The 20,216-nt window shown below is 51.9% G+C and carries 18 protein-coding genes; 13 read left to right on the top strand and 5 right to left on the bottom strand.

What is annotated here, in order from left to right:
• Window positions 1-10: 10 nt before the first annotated feature.
• Together FHP88_RS10355 and FHP88_RS10360 are read right to left on the bottom strand one after the other, a co-directional pair.
• A complete protein-coding gene (locus tag FHP88_RS10355; RefSeq protein WP_144358972.1) occupies window positions 11-460 on the bottom strand; it encodes a CopD family protein in 450 nt (149 codons plus the stop codon).
• A 45-nt stretch (window positions 461-505) separates the two neighbouring features.
• Window positions 506-2,287, bottom strand: coding sequence for an N-acetylglutaminylglutamine amidotransferase (locus tag FHP88_RS10360; RefSeq protein ID WP_144358973.1), 1,782 nt, complete (start codon window positions 2,285-2,287; stop codon window positions 506-508).
• 228 nt (window positions 2,288-2,515) lie between these two features.
• Between FHP88_RS10360 and FHP88_RS10365 the strand changes: the two genes are divergently transcribed.
• Complete coding sequence (locus tag FHP88_RS10365; RefSeq protein ID WP_144358974.1) at window positions 2,516-3,094, top strand: superoxide dismutase; 579 nt, start codon at window positions 2,516-2,518, stop codon at window positions 3,092-3,094.
• Window positions 3,095-3,233: 139 nt separating this feature from the next.
• Window positions 3,234-3,686 carry an Hsp20/alpha crystallin family protein gene (locus tag FHP88_RS10370; RefSeq protein WP_144358975.1) on the top strand — a complete coding sequence of 151 codons (453 nt, stop codon included), beginning with the start codon at window positions 3,234-3,236 and terminating at the stop codon, window positions 3,684-3,686.
• 39 nt (window positions 3,687-3,725) lie between these two features.
• Here the strand turns inward: FHP88_RS10370 and rsmI are convergent, their stop codons facing one another.
• The gene (rsmI, locus tag FHP88_RS10375; RefSeq protein ID WP_144359021.1) at window positions 3,726-4,565 is read right to left on the bottom strand and encodes a 16S rRNA (cytidine(1402)-2'-O)-methyltransferase; all 840 of its coding nucleotides are present in this window, start codon (window positions 4,563-4,565) and stop codon (window positions 3,726-3,728) included.
• Window positions 4,566-4,627: 62 nt separating this feature from the next.
• Here rsmI and FHP88_RS10380 point away from each other — a divergent pair, with 62 nt between their 5' ends.
• From FHP88_RS10380 to nhaD (FHP88_RS10415), 8 genes are all read left to right on the top strand, one after another.
• Entirely contained in the window at window positions 4,628-6,628 is a 2,001-nt protein-coding gene (locus FHP88_RS10380) for a penicillin-binding protein activator (protein WP_144358976.1), read from the top strand.
• Between the two features lie 3 nt (window positions 6,629-6,631).
• The gene (locus tag FHP88_RS10385) at window positions 6,632-7,006 is read left to right on the top strand and encodes a YraN family protein (protein ID WP_144358977.1); all 375 of its coding nucleotides are present in this window, start codon (window positions 6,632-6,634) and stop codon (window positions 7,004-7,006) included.
• Complete coding sequence (locus FHP88_RS10390; protein ID WP_144358978.1) at window positions 7,007-7,594, top strand: SIS domain-containing protein; 588 nt, start codon at window positions 7,007-7,009, stop codon at window positions 7,592-7,594.
• A 19-nt stretch (window positions 7,595-7,613) separates the two neighbouring features.
• Entirely contained in the window at window positions 7,614-8,195 is a 582-nt protein-coding gene (locus FHP88_RS10395; RefSeq protein WP_144358979.1) for a BON domain-containing protein, read from the top strand.
• On the top strand, window positions 8,182-9,606 hold the full coding sequence (locus FHP88_RS10400; protein WP_420492998.1) for an FAD-binding oxidoreductase: 1,425 nt from the start codon (window positions 8,182-8,184) through the stop codon (window positions 9,604-9,606). Before FHP88_RS10395 ends, FHP88_RS10400 begins: the two co-directional genes overlap by 14 nt.
• Complete coding sequence (locus FHP88_RS10405) at window positions 9,603-10,250, top strand: DUF3047 domain-containing protein (RefSeq protein ID WP_144358980.1); 648 nt, start codon at window positions 9,603-9,605, stop codon at window positions 10,248-10,250. The genes FHP88_RS10400 and FHP88_RS10405 overlap by 4 nt, the downstream gene beginning before the upstream one ends.
• Before the next feature lie 233 nt (window positions 10,251-10,483).
• Window positions 10,484-11,881, top strand: coding sequence for a sodium:proton antiporter NhaD (gene nhaD / locus FHP88_RS10410; RefSeq protein WP_186297688.1), 1,398 nt, complete (start codon window positions 10,484-10,486; stop codon window positions 11,879-11,881).
• A 96-nt stretch (window positions 11,882-11,977) separates the two neighbouring features.
• A complete protein-coding gene (gene nhaD, locus FHP88_RS10415; RefSeq protein ID WP_144358981.1) occupies window positions 11,978-13,429 on the top strand; it encodes a sodium:proton antiporter NhaD in 1,452 nt (483 codons plus the stop codon).
• 12 nt (window positions 13,430-13,441) lie between these two features.
• On the opposite strand, the gene FHP88_RS10420 is transcribed toward nhaD (FHP88_RS10415), so the two are convergent.
• Entirely contained in the window at window positions 13,442-15,421 is a 1,980-nt protein-coding gene (locus FHP88_RS10420; RefSeq protein WP_144358982.1) for an SLC13 family permease, read from the bottom strand.
• A gap of 68 nt (window positions 15,422-15,489) precedes the next feature.
• Here FHP88_RS10420 and FHP88_RS10425 point away from each other — a divergent pair, with 68 nt between their 5' ends.
• From FHP88_RS10425 to FHP88_RS10435, 3 genes are all read left to right on the top strand, one after another.
• Window positions 15,490-15,678 carry a hypothetical protein gene (locus tag FHP88_RS10425; protein WP_144358983.1) on the top strand — a complete coding sequence of 63 codons (189 nt, stop codon included), beginning with the start codon at window positions 15,490-15,492 and terminating at the stop codon, window positions 15,676-15,678.
• Window positions 15,679-15,910: 232 nt separating this feature from the next.
• Window positions 15,911-17,590, top strand: coding sequence for a SulP family inorganic anion transporter (locus tag FHP88_RS10430; protein ID WP_144358984.1), 1,680 nt, complete (start codon window positions 15,911-15,913; stop codon window positions 17,588-17,590).
• Between the two features lie 191 nt (window positions 17,591-17,781).
• Entirely contained in the window at window positions 17,782-18,672 is an 891-nt protein-coding gene (locus FHP88_RS10435) for a phosphoribulokinase (protein WP_144358985.1), read from the top strand.
• A 61-nt stretch (window positions 18,673-18,733) separates the two neighbouring features.
• Here FHP88_RS10435 and FHP88_RS10440 read toward each other — a convergent pair whose 3' ends face one another.
• On the bottom strand, window positions 18,734-20,128 hold the full coding sequence (locus FHP88_RS10440; protein ID WP_144358986.1) for a YdgA family protein: 1,395 nt from the start codon (window positions 20,126-20,128) through the stop codon (window positions 18,734-18,736).
• Window positions 20,129-20,216: the final 88 nt, after the last annotated feature.

The raw sequence follows: 20,216 nt of genomic DNA on the forward strand, positions 1-20,216 counted from the left end.
CACATACGACTTAAAATGGCTTTCCCGCCCCAATCACCGTAGTGATCAGGCCCAGGACCAGATTCATTCCGATAATTCTTCGTATCACCAACAATTGCGCGCCCGCTGCCGGCAAATCACCGGCCTTCAAGTGCTGCCCCATCTGCCGGTAGGGGAGGAAATAGATATAGCAAAACAGCGCCACCATGATCAGGGCAATGGCGTGCATGATATGCACATAGACGCCGGCCTGGGCACCTAAGATACCCATCAAGATGGCATACCCACTGAAAAGAATCAGTCCGATAGCCACCCAAACCCAAGGGAAAAAACGATCCAATGTGCGTTTCATCAGTGGTAACCGATGCGGTGGTTCCAGCACCTCTACCGCCGCCGGGCGTAACGCCATGTGGGCAAAAAACATCCCCCCCACCCAGACAATCACACCCAGCAGATGCAGTGTTATATAAGCTGATAACATTTTGAACTCCTTTCTATTTACAGCGATTAAGAGTGGAAATCTGGACTAATGTCCATCGACATTACGTTGTAGCCAGTATTCCAGCAACGTCAGATGCCATAATTTACTGCCCAAGAGCCTGGTATGATGCATCTCTGGGGCAGACAGCAGCAGATCGATATAGGCGCGTGAATAAAGCCCCCGCTCGCGACAGGCACGCGATTCAAGAATATCCCGCATAAAGTGTAAAAAATCCCCGCGCACGTATTTTAATGCGGGCATGGGGAAATATCCCTTTGGACGGTCAATAACGGCATCTGGCAGTATCCCCCGGGCCATCGCTTTCAATGGGTATTTGCCCCCTTCCCGAAGTTTTAGCTCAGGCGGGCACTGTGCCGCCAATTCAACCAGCTGCTGATCCAGAAAGGGCACCCTGGCTTCCAACCCCCAGGCCATGGTCATATTGTCCACCCGCTTCACCGGATCATCGACAATCAGGGTGGTGGTATCAAGTCGCAACACCGCATCCATAAAGGTATCTGCCCCCGGCTCATCCAGGCGTTGAGCGATCATCTGGGTGGTGTGATCTTCACCGCGAAATTCCGGCGTGACCATGCGGCAGAACTCTTCGTGGTCCCGATCAAAATAGTGACGGGCAAAACGTTCCACGGCTGCTCCCTGCTTTTCTTCCATCATACGGGGATACCAGAAATAGCCGCCAAACACCTCATCCGCGCCCTGCCCTGACTGCACTACCTTGATCTGCTTTGAGACCTGCTCTGACAACAGATAAAACGCCACGGCATCCTGACCAAACATCGGCTCAGCCATCGCATCTACCGCCTCTGGCAGACGCTTCAACACTTCGTCGTTGGGGATAAGGTATTTATGATGATCCGTGGCATAACGCTCGACCACTTGATCGGAATACTCAAACTCACTGCCTTTTTCATCGGGATGATCTTCGAATCCGACCGAGAAAGTGCGCAGATCAGAGACCCCCGCCTCCGCCAACAGGGCAACCAGCAGACTCGAATCCAGCCCCCCCGAGAGTAGTACACCAACAGGAACATCCGATATCTCATTGCGCTTCTGTACGGCCTGGCGAAGACTATCGTGAATCGCCTCAAGCCACTCACCATCGCTGCGGGGTTTGGAGGGTCGTGTGGCCTTCAGCTGCCAGTACCGGCGTTCCGTTATTTTTCCGTCTGCATCGATACGCAGGCAGTGACCGGGCGCCAGCTTGCGTACCCCGTTAAGTACTGTTCGAGGGGCGGGTATGACTGCATGCAAGGTGAACTGATGATGCAACGCCACCGCATCCAGGGAGGTATCAATCCCCCCAGAGACCAACAGTGCCTGGACATTTGAGGCAAAACGAAACAGGTCACCCGACTGAGTGTAATAAAATGGCTTGATACCCAGCCGGTCTCGCGCCATGAAAAGCTGCTGCTTATGCTGATCCCAAATCGCAAAAGCAAACATACCCTGTAGACGGTCAACACACTGCTCCCCCCAGGCATGCCATGCCTTGAGGATCACCTCACTGTCACCCTCAGAAAAGAAGTGATAGCCCTTCTGTTTTAGCTCTGCCCGCAGCGCTGGATAATTGTATATCGTGCCGTTAAATACCAGTGCCAGGCCAAGCTCCTGGTCCACCATCGGCTGATTGGCCCGCTCGGAAAGGTCAATAATGGCCAACCGTCGATGGCCAAAAGCAAGCGGTCCGTCGCTGTAACTTCCCTCATGATCTGGCCCGCGAGGAGCAAGCTTTCGCGTCATCCTTGCTATCGCCTCCAGATCAGGCCGGCCTCCATCCAGACGCAATTCACCACAAATACCGCACATAAAAAATCCTATCTAATAACGCATTCTCTCAGGCAGCACACCCGCCAGAGACAGCATGAATTAGCCTATTATAACCTTGCCTAAGCGGCATCGACACACTATAGATACTATGAGCACAAAGGAGTACCTTGAATGAAAATTAGGACTGGCTTTATAATACCAAGTAAAATACTATGTTATTACATTTTTAATTTTCAATCACCTAATCAAAATTAAGGAAGAAGCAAAATGGCATACGAACTTCCCCCACTACCCTACGGCCTGGACGCACTGGAACCGGTTCTGACAAAAGAGACCCTTGAGTTCCATTATGGCAAGCATCATCAGACTTATGTAACCAACCTGAACAATCTGGTTACAGGCACTGAATTCGAAGGTGCATCCCTGGAAGACATCATCCTGAAATCCTCGGGTGGCCTGTTCAACAATGCGGCCCAAATCTGGAATCACACCTTCTACTGGAACTGTCTCTGCCCCGGTGGCTCAGACGCCAGTAGTGAACTAGCGAGTGCAATCGATAGCACTTTCGGGTCTATGGATGAGTTCAAGAAAAAATTCTCCGCCTCTGCCGCGGGCAATTTTGGCTCTGGCTGGACCTGGCTGGTAAAGAACAGTGAGGGCGGTCTGGAGATCGTCAACACCTCCAATGCGGGCAACCCGATGACGGATAGCAAGACCCCACTACTGACCATCGACGTGTGGGAGCACGCCTACTACATCGATTACCGTAACGCTCGCCCGAAATACCTCGAGTCCATCTGGGGAATTGTCGACTGGAAGGCTGTTTCGGCCAATTTTGCGGGCTAAATTGTCCCATCAATCCCCTCTCTTCCCAGTCAGGAAGAGAGGGTAACCCCCTCATAAAATTCCGCAAAAACACCTCTTGAAATTGCTAAATACCACCCTATATTTTTAGTGGGAATAGCTAATTTACCGGAGGTTTCAAATGACGCGCATGACATCTGATCCCTGGCAGCTGATGAGGCTTTGGCAGGATGATCTAAGCCGCGGGACACGCAATAACCTGGCACAAAGGGATGACTCCAGCGTTCTAGGTGGCGACTGGACGCCCGCAATTGATATTAAGGAAGAAGACGATCGCTATGTACTCCATGCCGACATTCCGGGAGTAGAACCCGAGAAAATAGAGCTCTCCATGGAAGACGGCATGTTGACCATCAAGGGCGAAAAACGCCACGAAGTGACTGAAAACAAAGAGGGATTCAAGCGGGTTGAGCGCTCTTATGGCAGTTTCTATCGCCGCTTCAGTTTGCCGGACAATACCGATCCGGAACTGATCAAGGCAAGTGGTAAAGACGGTGTTCTTGAGGTAATCATTCCCAAGGTAGAGGCAAAACGATCGAAAAAGATTGAGATCCATCCCAAACGCGGGAGCTGAAAGTATTGCCGTTCCGGGGACAGATTCCCGGAACGGCAATCATTCTTTTTTCAGCGTCAAGGCTAGCTGATAAATACGGTTTTTCTTTATGCCGGTTATTTTCGCAGCAATCGCCGCCGCTTTTTTGGTAGGCATCTCTTCCAACAGAATCTCAATGATACGTTGCGCCTCAGGATCAATTTCATCCTCATTACGTGAAGCCCCCGCAATCAGAACAACAAACTCACCCCGCCGCTGATTAGCGTCTTCCTCAAGAATCTGGCATAGCTCATCCAATGAGTGGGAGAGTATGGTTTCATGCAGCTTGGTCAACTCCCGCGCAATCACGGCTTGCCGGTCTCCGCCAAACACGCGCGCCATATCGGCCAATGACTCCGTAATCCGGTGGCTTGATTCATAAAAAATCAGCGTCATTGACTCATTTTTAAGCCGGGAAAACTGGTCGCACCTGGCCGATGATGTTCTGGCAGGAAACCCTTCGAATAAAAACCGATCCGTTGGCAACCCCGCCGCCGAAAGTGCGCAAATGACGGCACTAGGCCCTGGGATTGGGCAGACCCGCACACCCGCCTGCTGGCAGGCCCGCACCAAAGGAAAACCGGGGTCACTGATCAAGGGTGTGCCCGCATCAGAAATCAAAGCCAAGGAGCGACCGCTATCCAACTGATCCACCAGACGACTCACTAATTGCGATTCATTGTGTTCATGCAACGCCATTAACGGGGTAGTAATTCCCAGTGATTGCAACAGGGGGCGACTGTGACGGGTATCTTCTACAGCGATACAATCTACCGATGCCAACACCTCTTTTGCCCGTTCTGTGATGTCTGCACGGTTACCTATCGGCATCGCTACGATATATAACACCCCCTTATCCATTGACACGGCACACCCCAAAAAAAGATACTGTCTTGCTCAATCCTGCCTGCCCTGAAGCGACCATGCAACCTAGACATACAAACTTTCTCTTATCGCTCATCCTCCTGCTGCTTGTAATCGGCTGCGTTCCGTTACCCGGCGTAAGAGACGGTGACACCACAACAAACCTTCTGAATGAGCAAGCCAGCGCCCTGGAAGCTGCTGGAGATTACGCGGCTGCAGCGCGGTTATTTGAGGAATTGGCTAAGCAGACGTTACCCCCAGGGGATCAGGCACTGTTATTGAGGGCGGCGGAGAACTATTTCCACGCCGAAGAGAATGAACAGGCCGCGGCCCTTCTTGCACGGATCAACACCCGCGCTGCGCCCAATCTCGATTTCCCAAAACGGCTGTTGATTGCAGAGTTGGCCATCAGCAAGAGCAGACCTGATGAAGCATTATCACTGCTCAATGAAGGCATGCCCAGCGACACATCAAGTGATTTGCAACAACGCTTTCACGCAGTACGGGCGGAGGGATTCCGACTCGCAGGCAATCTACTTGAGAGTGCAAACGAATTGGGCGACCTCGATCTGCTGATCGAAGACATGGATAAACGCCTGGCAAATCAGCTTCTGATCATCCAGACACTCTCGGCACTTACAGATACCGCCCTTGACCTGCTCCAACCCAATCCTCCTGGCATTCAAGGAGGCTGGATGGCATTGGCTCGCATCATTAAGGGCCATACTGGCGGTACCTCGCGGATTCAGGAACAACTCAAACTTTGGCGTGAAAAATTCCCTAGCCATCCGGCCGTCCCCGGCTTACTCGAAGGTTACTTCGAAAAACTGGAGAGCCAATACAGACCACCAAACCATCTGGCCATCCTACTACCCAAGACCGGCCCCTATGCCAGCGCAGCAAAAGCCATACGGGATGGCTTTATGGCCGCCTACTACGAGCAACCCATTGAGAGCCGACCACGGCTGGTCTTTTATGACAGCAGTGATAGTGCAGACACCTGGCCGCTCTATCGCCAAGCGGTGGAGAGTGGTGCAGACATGGTCATTGGTCCGCTGAATAAGGACGGTGTATCACAACTGGCTAGGGCTGGTGAACTTGAAATCCCCGTTTTGGCCCTGAATCAGGTCCCACCCGAGACAACACCCCCGACCACACTCTATCAATTTGGTCTGGCGCCAGAAGATGAAGCCCGACAGGTGGCAGAACGTGCCTGGCTTGATGGACATACCAGCGCCATTGCCTTCACACCCAAGGGCGACTGGGGAGATCGGGTATTGAGTGCATTCAGAAATCGCTGGGAAAGATTAGGTGGAACGCTCAGCGAACAACAGCGTTACGACGCAAAAGAGGACGACTTTTCTGCGGCTATCCAAGCCCTGCTGAATCTTGATGAGAGCCAATCAAGACGCAGCAGACTACAACGGATACTCGGCCAGAAACTGGAGTTTGAACCACGTCGGCGCGACGATGCGGACTTTATATTCATGGCGGCCAATCCCTCCAAAGGGAGGCAGATTCGCCCACAATTCCAATTTCACCATGCCGCAAACCTACCGATCTATTCGACTTCAAGCATCTACACAGGATCACCAACGCCAGATGCTGATCAGGATCTCGAGGGGATAAAATTCCCGGACATCCCCTGGCTTCTGATCAATGAGGGAGACAGCCCTCTCTCAATGGACAAACTGGCCCAGATCCTTCCCGGCAGTAAAGGGGCCTATCGACGCCTCTACGCCATGGGTATCGACAGCTTCAAACTACTCCCCCACTTGGGGCGCCTGCAATCCTCTTCCAATGAGAGCATTGATGGCAAAACCGGCAATCTCTATCTTGACGGCATTCGCCAGGTTCACCGGCAACTGGTCTGGGCTGAAATGGTAAAAGGCAATCCTCGGGCCATTGGCTATGCCCCCCGAATGGCGACTATGGCCGAAGAGATGGAAGAGATTGCGGAAATAAAGCCCACACAACTACCTGAACAACCTGCAATGGACACCAAACCCGAACCCACTGGTTCAGGCGAGGGGTCGGCTGTAATTAAAGCTGCTGAATAAGCAATGAGCCATTTTTTCCAGGGCTGGAAGAGGGGTAATGAAGCTGAAAAGCTGGCGTGCAATTATCTGGAACAGCAGGGCCTGCGCATACTAGAGCGAAACTACCGCTGTAAAATGGGTGAGATTGACATCATCATGGAAGATCAGCGCACATTGGTATTTGTTGAAGTGCGCTATCGGAAGCAGAGCGCCTTTGGCTCAGCGGCAGAGAGTGTCACAACCAGCAAACAAAAGAAGCTCATCCGGGCCGCATACCATTATCTTGAGGCCCATAAGCGGCATAATTCAGTCTGTCGATTTGATGTATTGGCAATCACCGGGGCAGCGAATGAGCATATCGAATGGATTCCCAATGCATTTCAGCAGGAACTTGTTTAAATGAATCTGATCGAACACATCAACAACATATACAGTCAGAACGTCCAGGTACAGATGGACTCCCTCTCCGAGCTGGCTCACCCGATTGCTTCATGCGCGGAGTTGATCGTCAACAGACTGCTGGAAGGGGGGAAAATACTCACGTGTGGTAATGGAGGTTGCGCTGGGAATGCCCAGCATTTCTCATCAATTATGCTGAATCGCTTTGAACGAGAGAGACCGGGGCTTCCTGCTGTAGCATTGACGACTGACTCATCGACCCTTACAGCCATTGCCAATGACTATGACTATGATGAGGTCTTTGCAAAGCAAGTGAGGACACTGGGCCACCCCGGTGATCTACTGCTGGTTTTCACCACCAGTGGTAACTCTGAAAACATTAATGCCGCGATTCAGGTAGCCCATGAGCGTAAAATGCTTGTCATTGCATTGAATGGACGGGACGGAGGACGATTATCCGGTTTACTGCTTGAAGGGGATGAAGAGCTTTGTGTTTCAAGCGATTCCACCGCCCGGATATTAGAGGCCCATCTCCTCATCATCCACTGCTTGTGTGATTTAATAGACAGACAACTCCTTGGACACTAAGGGAATAACGGAGAAACCCATGCGTAGATTACTACCCCTTTTTATACTTTTCTCAATTAGCCTGGGCTTACTGCAAGGCTGTGCCACCGCCGTTGTTGGAGGCGCCGCGACAGGCGCATCTGTCATTCACGACCGTCGATCTGCCGGAACCATACTGGATGACAAAACCATCACCATAAAAATCATGAATGAACTGCTTCAACAGCCTGAACTAAGGGAACACAGCAGCATGAGTGCGAGCGCTTACAACCACTTGGTCCTATTGACTGGCCAAGCTGAAAGTGAAAGCTATCGGTCTCAATTCGAGCAGATCGCCTCAAACACACCGATGGTTAAACGGACAATTAATGAGGTGCAAGTTGGCCCCAACGCCACATTAACGCAGCAGAGCAAGGACACCTGGATCACCTCCAAGGCAAAGATAGAACTGTTCAATATCGACCTCCCCGGCTTCGACCCTACACGGGTAAAAGTGATCACCGAAAAGGGCGTCGTCTATCTAATGGGCATGGTGACGCCAGAAGAGTCCACTGCCGTGGTAGAAAAAATCCGTTACCTGGATGGCGTAGTGAAAGTGGTAAAGGTCTTTGAGTACCTCTGAAAAGGGCATTGAAAATCCCATAACCGATAGCGTCCGACAAGCATTAGCCGGAATTGTCGGCGAAACGGCCGTATTGACTAAGCCGGGGGATTGCTGGCCCTATGGTTACGATAACAGCCGTCGGCACGCCCTGCCCCACGCAGTAGTTTTCGCTACCACCCATGATCAGGTTAAGCAGATTGTACAACTCTGCTATGATCAGCGGATCAATCTGATCGCACGGGGCAAGGGAACCGGCACCACTGGTGCGACCGTGCCGGACCGTGGCGGTATCGTACTCTCCCTCGAACGAATGGACCGGATCATTGAGATTGATCCGGCCAATCGCATTGCGCGGGTTGAGCCTGGCGTTACCAATCTGGCGCTGCAGCAAGCACTCGAACCTCATGGGTTTTTCTGGCCCCCCGATCCCACCAGCGCCGCCGTCTGCACGATCGGCGGTAATCTTGCCTACAATTCAGCGGGCCCTCGCGCTGTAAAATACAACACACCCCGGGAAAACACCCTTGGATTGCGCGCAGTGATCGGGACAGGCGAAGAAATAAGAACGGGTGTCATCACCACCAAAGGCGTGGTGGGATATGATCTGACCCGATTGCTGATCGGATCAGAAGGCACCTTGGCCATCATCACCGAGGCCGTGCTAAAACTGACCCCCCTACCGGAGGCAAAGGCTACCGTTCAAGCAACCTATGAGGATATGCATGCCGCTGCCCGGGCGGTCTCTGCCATTATGGCCCAACCCATTACACCCTGCGCGCTGGAGTTCATGGATGGTGCGGCCATAGCGATGGTACGCAGTTACTCTGACCTGGATCTACCGGACAATGTAGGTGCCTTGCTCATGATAGAGGTGGATGGCCCGGCTCACGGTCTCACCGAGTCCACGGCCTCTGTCATTCAGGCAGCCCGAGTTGAGGGCATTGTGGCGATAAAGACCGCAGAGAACGCGGCAGAGGTGGAGAAGCTATGGCTGACCCGCAAGGCCCTGTCACCAGCACTACGAAACATTGCCCCAAAAAAGATCAACGAAGATGTCGTTGTACCGGTCTCCCGAATTCCTGATCTCATTTCCGGTTTGGAGGCGCTCTCTCAAACCTTCGATATTCAAATAGTCAATTTTGGTCATGCCGGAAATGGCAACATTCATGTCAACCTGCTCACAGACCCCAATGATCGAGATATGATGCAGCGCGCCCATCAGTGCCTGGAACAAACTTTTGATTTGGTCCTTAAATTAGGCGGCACCCTCTCCGGTGAACACGGCGTTGGGCTGGAAAAAAGAGATTTTGTCGACCGCGAGATTGAACCGACCACGTTGCACCTCATGAATGCCATTAGAAAACAGTTTGATCCGCACGGTATTCTTAACCCAGGAAAGGCCCTTCCCGAGGGTGGTGATACCGCATGAAGATAGCTCTTGGAAACGCACTGCTTCTGACGGTCAGCCTCAGCCTCGCGACCGTGGCTATCGCCAACCAGGCGCGGGTGAGCAACATTGCCATGCTGGGGCTGTCCGAATGGGATGAGCACAGCTTCAAAGGGAACACGGACTACCGGGCAACCCAATTGGATGGTACTCCGGTTATTCATGCCATCAGTAACGGCACCGCTTCGGGTCTGTATAAAAAGATCCGGGTGGACCTTAATGAAACACCCTACCTCAACTGGCAATGGCAACTCGAAAAGGGACTCCAAGAACTGGATGAAGAGAGTAAGGCGGGCGATGATTATAGCGCCCGAGTCTACGTCATCCGGGAAGGGGGCCTGCTCCCCTGGCGCACCAAGGCAATCAACTATGTCTGGTCAAGCAGAGAACTGGCTGGATCGGTCTGGTCCAATGCCTTTACCGATCGCTCACAGATGATCGCCGTTCGCTCTGCCAGTGATGTGGCGGGGATGATGTATCGGGAAAAACGCAATGTAAGGGCAGACTTCAAACAACTTTTTGGCGAAGCAGTACGCTATGTGGACGTGGTAGCCATCATGACCGACACCGATAACTCAGGCCTTCAGGCCAGCGCCTACTATGGCGAACTCTATTTCACTCAATAGCGACCATCAATACCCCTATTGAGAGAAAAATACTCACTGTACACACACCATAGCTCCACACTCTGCAACTAAAATGGTATAACTCCGTCCCAGTTAGCAAGAGGCACTTATGCTGTCTAACTGCTCAGCTTTTTAATTACCAGCCTTTACTGGTACTGAATTTGATTTTTTGGAGTATCCTGGTGAGTAAATCCATACAAATCCTGTTTTTTCTCCTGGCCGCCCTGCCGGGAATGGCGCTGGCATCAGCGACCGGCGGCAATAGTATTGACCTGACCAGCCACTGGGTTGGCTATACCGCTATCGGTATCTTTGCCATCGCCTATCTGCTGGTAATGGCGGAAGAGTTCACTCATTTAAGGAAATCCAAACCGGTCATTCTCGCGGCAGGCATCATCTGGTCAATTATCGCCTGGTACTATGCCAGCCACGGTTTTACCCATGAAGCAGAGGCCGCTGTTCGTCACAATCTGCTCGAATACGCCGAATTAATGCTGTTCCTGCTGGTGGCCATGACTTACATCAACGCCATGGATGAACGTAACGTTTTTGAAGCGCTGCGCTCCTGGCTAGTCGCCAAGGGGTTTGGTTTCCGCCAGCTGTTTTGGATTACCGGAGTGCTGGCCTTCTTCATCTCACCTGTAGCGGACAACCTCACCACTGCCTTGTTGATGTGTGCCGTGGTACTCGCTGTGGGCGGCAGTAACAGCAAATTCATCTTGCTGGCTTGTATCAACATCGTGGTGGCCGCCAATGCCGGTGGAGCATTCAGTCCGTTCGGCGATATCACCACACTGATGGTTTGGCAGAAAGGAGTAGAAACACCCCAGGGCGTGGTCGCATTTAGTACCTTCTTCGCCTTATTTATCCCCTCTTTGATCAACTGGCTGGTCCCTGCCTCGATTATGCATTTCGCCGTACCCAATGAGCAGCCATCCGGTGGTGGAGAAGCAGTCGCCATGAAACGGGGCGCAAAACGCATTATCGTCCTGTTCCTCCTGACTATTGCAACAGCCGTCAGCTTCCACAACTTCCTACACATGCCGCCCGTCATCGGCATGCTGACCGGCCTGGCCTATTTGCAGTTCTTCGGTTTCTTCCTCAAGAAGACCTATCACCGTGAACGCAACACCACCAATGGTGACGCCGCCATCGAACTGGAACACGACAGCCAGATGGGCGATGTGGTGGCCTTCGACGTATTCAATAAAGTGGCCCGTGCAGAGTGGGATACCCTGCTCTTCTTCTACGGTGTCGTGCTCTGCGTTGGTGGCTTGGGCTTTATCGGCTACCTCTCTCTCACCTCTGAACTAATGTACGTACAGCTTGGCCCCACTACGGCAAACGTAATCGTCGGCGTTCTTTCGGCTATCGTAGATAATATTCCCGTCATGTTCGCCGTACTGACCATGATGCCGGACATGTCGATGGGCCAGTGGCTGCTGGTGACACTAACAGCCGGCGTTGGCGGCTCGCTGCTATCAATTGGCTCAGCGGCAGGAGTCGCCCTAATGGGCCAGGCCCGTGGTCGTTACACCTTCTTCGGCCACCTGAAATGGGCACCCGTAATCGCACTGGGATATGCAGCCAGTATCTATGCCCATCTATGGATTAACGCCGCTATATTTTAAGCCAAGCCATTACTACCGGCAGTCCCGCTGCCGGTAGTTTCAACCCAGCCGTTTTCCGCTATCATGTTCGCTGGCTCCCTGGTATCCGGCAATGATATGAATCCTGTGAAAACATCAGCTCACCTGCTTCTGCTGATCTTGCTGTTGACCAGCAACACCCTTTTCGCAGCCGACGCCTCCCCCAATGCAATCGATATGGCAAGTCACTGGAGTGGCATTCTCGCCCTGACCATTTTTGTCACCGCCATTTTGCTGGTGAGCTTCGAAGAGATTACCCATTTAAGAAAATCCAAACCGGTCCTACTCGCTGCCGGCTTGATCTGGGCCTTGATCGGCTGGATGGCTGTCGAAACAGGTACAACGCACAGTGCAGAACAGGCCGTTCGGGTTACCTTGCTGCACTATGCGGAGTTGATGCTGTTGATCCTGGTGGTGATGACTTACATCAACGCCATGGGAGAAAGGCAGGTATTTATCGCACTACGTACCTGGCTCTGCAATAGAGGTCTGAGTTATCAGGGGCTTTTCTGGAGTACCGGAATAACCACATTTTTGCTCTCCCCCTTCCTAGACAACCTCTCCAGCGCACTATTGGTAGGCGCACTGATCCTGGTAATAGAACCAGACAACCGCCGCTTTATCAGCCTGGGCTGCATCAACGTGGTTATTGCCGCCAACGCAGGTGGGGCCTTCAGTCCATTTGGCGACATCACGACCCTAATGGTCTGGCAGCAGAATATTGAAACCACTAACGGGACACTGAGTTTTTGGAGCTTCTTTAACCTACTCATTCCTTCTCTGGTTAACTATCTGATTCCTGCCGGTATCATGCATTTTGCGCTACCACGAGGGGAACTCAAACCCAGTTGTGAGCAGGTAGTCATGCGCAGGGGTGCCCGCAGGATCATACTTTTATTCCTTTGCGCGATAGCCACAGCAGTTGCTTTCAGGGGCCTACTCCACCTACCCGCTGTGATCGGCATGCTGACTGGGCTCTCTTATTTGCAGTTTTTTGGCTACTACCTTAAGAAGACCCATCGATCTCAGGAGCCGGGAATAACCGACACTGAACAACTGGCCCTGCCCATTCCCATGGACAGTAAAAACCCATTCGACGTATTCGTCCGGGTAGCCCGCATAGAGTGGGATACGCTGTTTTTTATCTATGGGGTAGCGCTCTCTGTCGGTGGTCTGGGGTATATCGGCTACCTGGCAACCGCATCCGATCTGCTCTACAACCAGTGGGGTGCAACCTCGGCCAATATCGCGGTGGGACTCGCCTCGTCCGTGATCGAAAATGTCCCGACCATGTATGGTGTCTTAACTATGATGCCCACAATGTCACAGGGGGAGTGGCTGCTGGTAACCATGAGCGTCGGCACCGGGGGATCGATACTGGCAATAGGGTCAGCCGCAGGTGTTGCCCTGATGGGCCAATCCAAAGGTCAGTACACCTTTTTCAGCCACCTCAAGTGGTCCCCCGTGATATTGCTGGCCTATGCGGCCAGCATTATCACCCACCTCTGGCTGAACGCCCGACTCTTTTAGACAGGTGTAACGCTAGAATATCAGGTTCATCATGAAAATCATGACCACCAGGAAGAGCAGCGTCATGACGCCACCTGCACGCAGGAAGTCGGGTACGCGATAACCGGCCGGCCCCATGATCAGCGCATTCACCTGATGGGTAGGAATGAGGAAGGAGTTTGAAGTCGCAATGGCAACTGTGAGGGCAAATACCGCCGGATCAGCACCTACTCCAATCGCGATATTCACAGCCAGCGGAACCAGCAACACGGTCGCACCTACATTGGACATGACCAGGGTAAAGAAGGTCGCCAGTGCTGCAACGGCCGACTGGATCACCCAGATAGGCATATCGCCGACTACCGCAATGGTTTGCTCGGCAATCCACTTGGCGGTACCACTGGTCTCTACCGCCAAACCAAGCGGAATAAGACTCGCCAAAAGAAACACCGTCTTCCAGGAGACTGCAGTATAAGCCTCTTCAATCTTCAAAACACCTGAAAGCACCATACCAATGGCACCGGTCAACAGTGCGATCGAAAGCCGGATATCCGTGAACAGCACCATCACCAGCGCAATACTGAAGAATAGCCCAGCCCAGCCAACCTTCTGTGGACGCGTCTCTTCATGGGGATACTCGGTTGTAACCACAACAAAGTTCCGATCTGACTCTAGCCGAACCAACGACTCCCAAGCCGTGTGCACAACCAGCGTATCGCCAGCCTTCAAGGGCAAATCTCGGATATGGTCACCCTCTTGCAGAGTTGTACCGTCCCTATGCAAGGCCACCATCGATAGTCCATAGGTCTTTCTCAACCAGACATCACGAGCACTCTTACCAATCAGCTGAGAACCAGGTGGAATAACGATCTCAGCAATACCGGCCTTAGTGGAGGCAAGTGACTCAGCAAACGACTTGAGGCCATTGCGCAAGCGCAAATCGAAGTTTTCAACAAAACTGGCCAGACACTTGGGCGATGCCAGCACACCCAGAACCATACCGCCTTCGATGGCAAAATCCCGTGCCAGATCACCCCGTCCAATGCGAACCCGGCCACCAGAACCTTTGGTTGCGATCATGCGAACCCGAAAATCCGTTTCAACATCATCCAATTTCTTGCCAACCAGTGTACTCTCTGGTGGAACCACAACCTCGAAAAGGGCATAGTCAATATCGTAGATACGCTGGAAATACTCCATTGAGTTGGTCGCTGTAGTGCCGTTCTCACTGCCACCACCCGGCAGTACAAACCGTCCTGCCAAGACAAAATAGAGGATGCCTGTTATCACGAGGGCCACACCTACAGGCGTCACGGAAAACAACGACCAGACATCCATTTGCTGATTTTCCGGAAGGGCTCGGTTGGATGTCAGAATAAGGTCATTGAGCAGGATCAGGGGAGATGACCCCACCATAGTCACCGTGCCACCGAGGATGGCACAAAAACCCATCGGCATCAGCAAGCGTGACATCGGCAGCCCGGAACGCGCCGAGATACGGCTCACAACCGGGAGAAACAGCGCTGCCGCACCCACGTTCTGCATAAAGGAGGAGATGAACGCCACTGTACCGGAGATGATTGGAATAATCCGCTTCTCGGTACTGCCGCCCACCTCCAGGATAAAGGCGGCCACCTTGCTCATCAGCCCCGTCTTGTCCAAACCGGCGCCAATAATCATAACCGCAATAATCGAGACCACCGCATTACTCGAAAAGCCATCAAACAGATGCTCTGTTGCAACCAAACCTTCTGAAAGCCCCATAATCGGTGCTAACAGGCTGGTCAGCCCAAGCAACACCATCACGGTCATCGCGGCCACATCAACCCCTACCACCTCAAAGGCAAAGAGATAGATCGTGAGGATCAGCAACGCGGACACCCAGGCGATCTGAATGGTCGGCACTACACTCGCCAAGCCAATAGCCAGTAACGTGAATAGCACTGCCGCCACTATATTTTTAATATTCAGCGTGGCCGGCTCCTTCTTCTCGAGAGCGATCGAAGACTCCATTAACTGTTATACCCCAAATGCACTATTATAATATTTGCTGCCTAAACACCCTCTTCGGCCATCGGGCCATGAGTATCAGGCAAAAGACCAACTGGATTGTTTGGTCGGTAACGGCGTCCATATTCACCACAATTTACTGCCTGCAGGCCAACCCAGAATGGACCAGCACATCAAATGATGTCGCCAACAAACGGATAAAACGCTGGCAGAAAATCATTCAGTACGACGGTAAGCAGTTTCAAATGTCTCGCGGATAACCCAGAAATCACCTGCGGGTGATCTGTCACTCCGGACAATGCGGGTATAAAAGTATATCAGCCAAATCTAATAAATATCAAGGAGGTAGTGGGCATTTACTGGGGCCGAAGCCCCACTGGCAATAGAATTTTTAACTACCCACATAAAAGCATCCATCCCAGGGCCCACCACTTTGCTATGTAACCAAATGTGCTAATATCAAGCACCTTCCGATCTCTTTCTGGGTCCTCAATGCCACTCATAAATGGATTGCATCTTCGTAATGTGCAGGGTGATATCTATGGCGGTCTGACAGCCGCAGTAGTTGCCCTGCCGCTGGCACTGGCGATGGGCGTCTCGTCTGGCGCGGGGCCCATTGCGGGAATCTATGGTGCCATATTCGTCGGTTTCTTTGCCGCACTTTTTGGTGGAACACCCGCACAGGTATCGGGACCGACGGGCCCTATGACGGTGGTAATGGCGATGATCTTCACCCAGTACACCGCCATGTTCCCAGATAACCCTGCACATGGGGCCGCCTTGGCTTTTACAGTGGTCATACTGGGCGGTCTCTTCCAGATAGGGTTTGGCCTGTTACGCGTGGGAAAATTTATTGAATTGGTTCCCCACCCCGTGATCTCAGGATTCATGAGCGGTATTGGTATTATCATCATAGTATTGCAGATTGGCCCACTACTTGGTTTTGACAGCCCAGCCAAGCCGCTTCAAGCGATGCAGGCAATCCCAGGATTCCTCAATGATCTTCAGCCTGATGCGGCCACTCTGGGTCTGCTCACACTGGTCATTGTCTACGCGCTCCCAGCACTACTTCCCAAGGTTAACAAGATTATTCCTGCCCCTCTATTAGCCTTGATCCTAGGCACACTCGCCATACTGCTCATCTTCCCTGAGAGCAAAGCCCCGGTGCTCGGTGAGATACCGACGGGAATGCCACTTCCACAGATGCCCGCGTTTGATCTGCATCTTTTTCCAGGGATGATTAAGTCTGCGCTTACCCTGGCAGCACTCGGTGCGATTGATTCACTGCTTACTTCACTCGTTGCTGACAATATCACCCGCACTTACCACAAATCAGACCGGGAATTGATCGGCCAGGGCATTGGCAACACGATTGCTGGCCTTTTCGGCGGCCTACCGGGTGCCGGGGCCACCATGCGCACCGTTGTTAATATTAAAGCTGGCGGTAGAACACCCATCTCCGGCGCCCTTCATTCCATCATCCTGTTAGCGATCATTCTCGGAGCCGGATCTGTGGCAAGCCACATACCCAATGCCGTACTCGCAGGCATATTGATTAAGGTGGGTACCGACATCATAGACTGGGACTACTTCAAAAGGATTCGTCATGTCCCGATGAGCGGCATCATCAAAATGCTGGCGGTTTTACTATTGACCGTGTTTGTTGATCTTATGATCGCAGTAGCTACCGGAATGGTGATGGCCAGCCTGCTGTTTTTAAAGGAGATGGCCGACCTGGAGATGCAGAATATCAACACCATCACTGACCCTGATACAACAGGGACACCGCTGTCAGATGATGAGAAGGTCATCATGAAATCAGCCAAGGGGGATATCCTGCTTTATCATCTCGCGGGTCCGATGAGCTTTGGTGCCGCCAAGGAGATGTCCCGCCGACTAGCCCAGTTCGACCACTATCGAGCACTGGTATTAGATTTAAGCGATGTGCCCAGGGTAGATTTCACCTCCTGCCGAGCCCTGGATGATATGATCTATGACGCCCAGAGCACGGGGAGAGAGGTCTTTCTGGTCGGTGGTCGCCCACAAGTCAATCGCATGCTGGATAAGCAAGGCGTATTGAAACGACTGAAAGATGGACACCGGCATCATTTTCGCCTCAACGCCCTGCAACATGCGGCTACAAGTATCGGCATTGAGTCGACCCTGGCCTGAGACGGATTGCAAGATCGCAGGCCTAAATTCATACTGGCTGTACTCAGTCAGATATTAATAGGCTGATAAAAGTAGCACGCAACATAATAATACCTTATGGATAAGGAAAAATATTGTTACTTCTCCTTAAGGTTCTGCACTGTCAGAATTGCTGGTAATTGGAAAGAAGTTTCTAGATTCAGGGGTTTAACATGTCCAAACAACATCCGATCGTTGCGGTTACTGGCTCATCCGGCGCGGGGACTTCCACAGTCAAACGGGCCTTTGAGCACATCTTTTATCGGGACGGTGTCACCCCGGCCATTATCGAAGGCGACAGCTTCCATCGCTATGATCGAGCAGCAATGCGGGAGGCAGTGGCCGAGGCCTCTCAACGCGGGGAGAACCTGAGTCATTTTGGTCCTGCTTCAAATCTATTTGGCGAGCTCGAAAGCCTGTTCAAATGCTACAGTGAAAGTGGCACCGGCAAAAAACGCTATTACCTGCATAGTGAAGAGGAGGCCATTGAGCATAACGACCGCCTTAGCACCAATCTGGGCCCAGGACAATTTACCCCCTGGGAAGATATCCCCGATGATACTGATCTGTTGTTCTATGAAGGACTGCATGGCGGCGTCGTCACTGATGATGCGAATGTGGCCCAGTTCGTCGATCTGCTGATCGGCGTGGTACCCATCGTTAACCTGGAGTGGATTCAGAAAATTCACCGCGACAATGCTGAGCGCGGCTATTCCGCTGAAGCCATTGTGGATACCATCCTGCGACGTATGCCGGACTATATCAATTACATTACACCGCAATTCTCCCGCACCGATATCAACTTCCAGCGCGTATCGACGGTGGATACCTCAAATCCATTTATCGCACGTGACATTCCAAGTCCCGACGAGAGCTTTGTGGTGATTCGCTTCAGAGACCCAAAGAAGTTCAACATCGACTTCCCCTATCTGCTCTCGATGCTGCATGACTCATTCATGTCACGGCGTAATGTTCTGGTTGTTCCCGGCGGCAAGATGGGACTGGCCATGGAGATCATTTTGACCCCAATCATCGAAAAAATGATGGACGATCGCAGAGTCTGATTTCATCTTTAACGCATAAAAAATGCCGCATTTAGCGGCATTTTTTATTTCTCATTACTGATTATTGCGGTGACATCGGAAGGGGTATGGTCTTTCCGTTGACGTTCAACAAACCATCCGCCAACTTGGCATTGGTGAAAATAGCATCACCCTCTTTAGTAAGAAACTCTTGACCCAATAACACAACCAATTGCTGCTCCACTACATTCGAGCTCATAGCAAACAACTGCTCAGCAGTGGGCATCTCACTCTCAGGATCCACTAATCGGCGCTGTTCAAACTGCTTCATAAGATCTGCCTGGACCTTCTGCTGCAGCAACATACGAAGCATCTTTTCAGGCATCCGTAGAGAGGCATCACCAATTAACTTACTCAACACAACGGGCGCATTGGTAATCTCTTTCCACTCAAGATCAACGGCCTGAAGCGAAAGCTGGCCTTCAATCAGACCATCGGGTGTCTGCACTGACAATGAGTCAACAGTAATGACCGGATTACCTTTAAGTAGCCCGGACGCATTCCCCATCAACACACTCAACAAGGCCATACCTTTCTTCTCGTCTGAGAGCTGCTGTGCATTGATCTCTTCCACGGAGCGCTGAATCTTTAGCAGGACCGCTGCAGGCAAATTTCCAAAACCGACTTTAAGCAATGCCGGCCCATAAACCTGATCATCCACCTGCACTTTCTCCACACGATAGCGAACAAAAGCAGAGACTGAATCCGCCTCTGCACTGCTCTGTGCGTCTATACCAAGCTGGGCCAATTCAACATGCGTCCCGCTGTCAGAATCCTTTATGCCAATTTTTTCAATTGTAAATTCACCGCCGCCCAGCATCAGGCCGGACACCCCCTTACTGGAGCGGGTATTAAGAGAGACACCCGCAATCTCCAACAACTGTTGTGACGCATCACTAAACGTTAATACAGGGAGCGTAAAGTTGGCAGTGACCGCCTCAAAGGAGGCATCAAACCGCATTTCCCCCTCCATCCCTTCGAAATGAATCGCAGGGCGATTATCGCCTGCTTCAATATCCGTAGCAGGCAACTTGATCCGGGTAACACCGCGTCCGCCGATATCGATCAGCGTGTTAATATCAGCCTGATAATCCTTTGGCAGAATCGCCTCACCCTCTGCACTTATTTCACTCTGAATCTTGGCCAACCCCAGGCCAGCGGCCGTCAATGGGCCATGATCAATCTGGCTCAACAGGGTAAACCTGAACGTTTCAGTTTCACTACGATCCGGACCCACCGGCAATTTCACCAGAAAACTCGTGCGTCCCTCAGCACCAAACCAATCCCGTCGATATTCTTGCGAAGTTACCTCAAGCCCACCTTTATTAAACTGCGCTATCAATCCCTGGTAATACGTTTCAACCTGATAGCCAATAACACCGGGAGCAGCCAACAGGACAGCACCTAGCACGACAAACAGGGCTAAAAAACGTTTCATAGAATCCTCTCTTATGTGGTCCGTTTAGGTATTATGACTCAGGCAAAGGCTGGCTACTCTGCAACCTACCCTTCAATACTATCAGTAG

Origin of the sequence: Sedimenticola selenatireducens, assembly GCF_007625115.1 — a bacterium.
Classification (GTDB): domain Bacteria; phylum Pseudomonadota; class Gammaproteobacteria; order Chromatiales; family Chromatiaceae; genus Sedimenticola; species Sedimenticola selenatireducens_A.

Excerpts from the sequence above, each read along its gene's own strand:
- FHP88_RS10420 (WP_144358982.1), bottom strand. The coding sequence starts at position 15,421 with ATGGAGTCTTCGATCGCTCTCGAGAAGAAGGAGCCGGCCACGCTGAAT.
- FHP88_RS10435 (WP_144358985.1), top strand. The coding sequence starts at position 17,782 with ATGTCCAAACAACATCCGATCGTTGCGGTTACTGGCTCATCCGGCGCG.
- rsmI (WP_144359021.1), bottom strand. The coding sequence starts at position 4,565 with ATGGATAAGGGGGTGTTATATATCGTAGCGATGCCGATAGGTAACCGT.
- FHP88_RS10425 (WP_144358983.1), top strand. The coding sequence starts at position 15,490 with ATGAGTATCAGGCAAAAGACCAACTGGATTGTTTGGTCGGTAACGGCG.
- FHP88_RS10355 (WP_144358972.1), bottom strand. The coding sequence starts at position 460 with ATGTTATCAGCTTATATAACACTGCATCTGCTGGGTGTGATTGTCTGG.
- FHP88_RS10405 (WP_144358980.1), top strand. The coding sequence starts at position 9,603 with ATGAAGATAGCTCTTGGAAACGCACTGCTTCTGACGGTCAGCCTCAGC.
- FHP88_RS10365 (WP_144358974.1), top strand. The coding sequence starts at position 2,516 with ATGGCATACGAACTTCCCCCACTACCCTACGGCCTGGACGCACTGGAA.
- FHP88_RS10385 (WP_144358977.1), top strand. The coding sequence starts at position 6,632 with ATGAGCCATTTTTTCCAGGGCTGGAAGAGGGGTAATGAAGCTGAAAAG.
- FHP88_RS10440 (WP_144358986.1), bottom strand. The coding sequence starts at position 20,128 with ATGAAACGTTTTTTAGCCCTGTTTGTCGTGCTAGGTGCTGTCCTGTTG.
- FHP88_RS10380 (WP_144358976.1), top strand. The coding sequence starts at position 4,628 with ATGCAACCTAGACATACAAACTTTCTCTTATCGCTCATCCTCCTGCTG.
- FHP88_RS10360 (WP_144358973.1), bottom strand. The coding sequence starts at position 2,287 with ATGTGCGGTATTTGTGGTGAATTGCGTCTGGATGGAGGCCGGCCTGAT.
- nhaD (WP_144358981.1), top strand. The coding sequence starts at position 11,978 with ATGAATCCTGTGAAAACATCAGCTCACCTGCTTCTGCTGATCTTGCTG.
- FHP88_RS10390 (WP_144358978.1), top strand. The coding sequence starts at position 7,007 with ATGAATCTGATCGAACACATCAACAACATATACAGTCAGAACGTCCAG.
- FHP88_RS10430 (WP_144358984.1), top strand. The coding sequence starts at position 15,911 with ATGCCACTCATAAATGGATTGCATCTTCGTAATGTGCAGGGTGATATC.
- FHP88_RS10370 (WP_144358975.1), top strand. The coding sequence starts at position 3,234 with ATGACGCGCATGACATCTGATCCCTGGCAGCTGATGAGGCTTTGGCAG.
- nhaD (WP_186297688.1), top strand. The coding sequence starts at position 10,484 with ATGGCGCTGGCATCAGCGACCGGCGGCAATAGTATTGACCTGACCAGC.
- FHP88_RS10395 (WP_144358979.1), top strand. The coding sequence starts at position 7,614 with ATGCGTAGATTACTACCCCTTTTTATACTTTTCTCAATTAGCCTGGGC.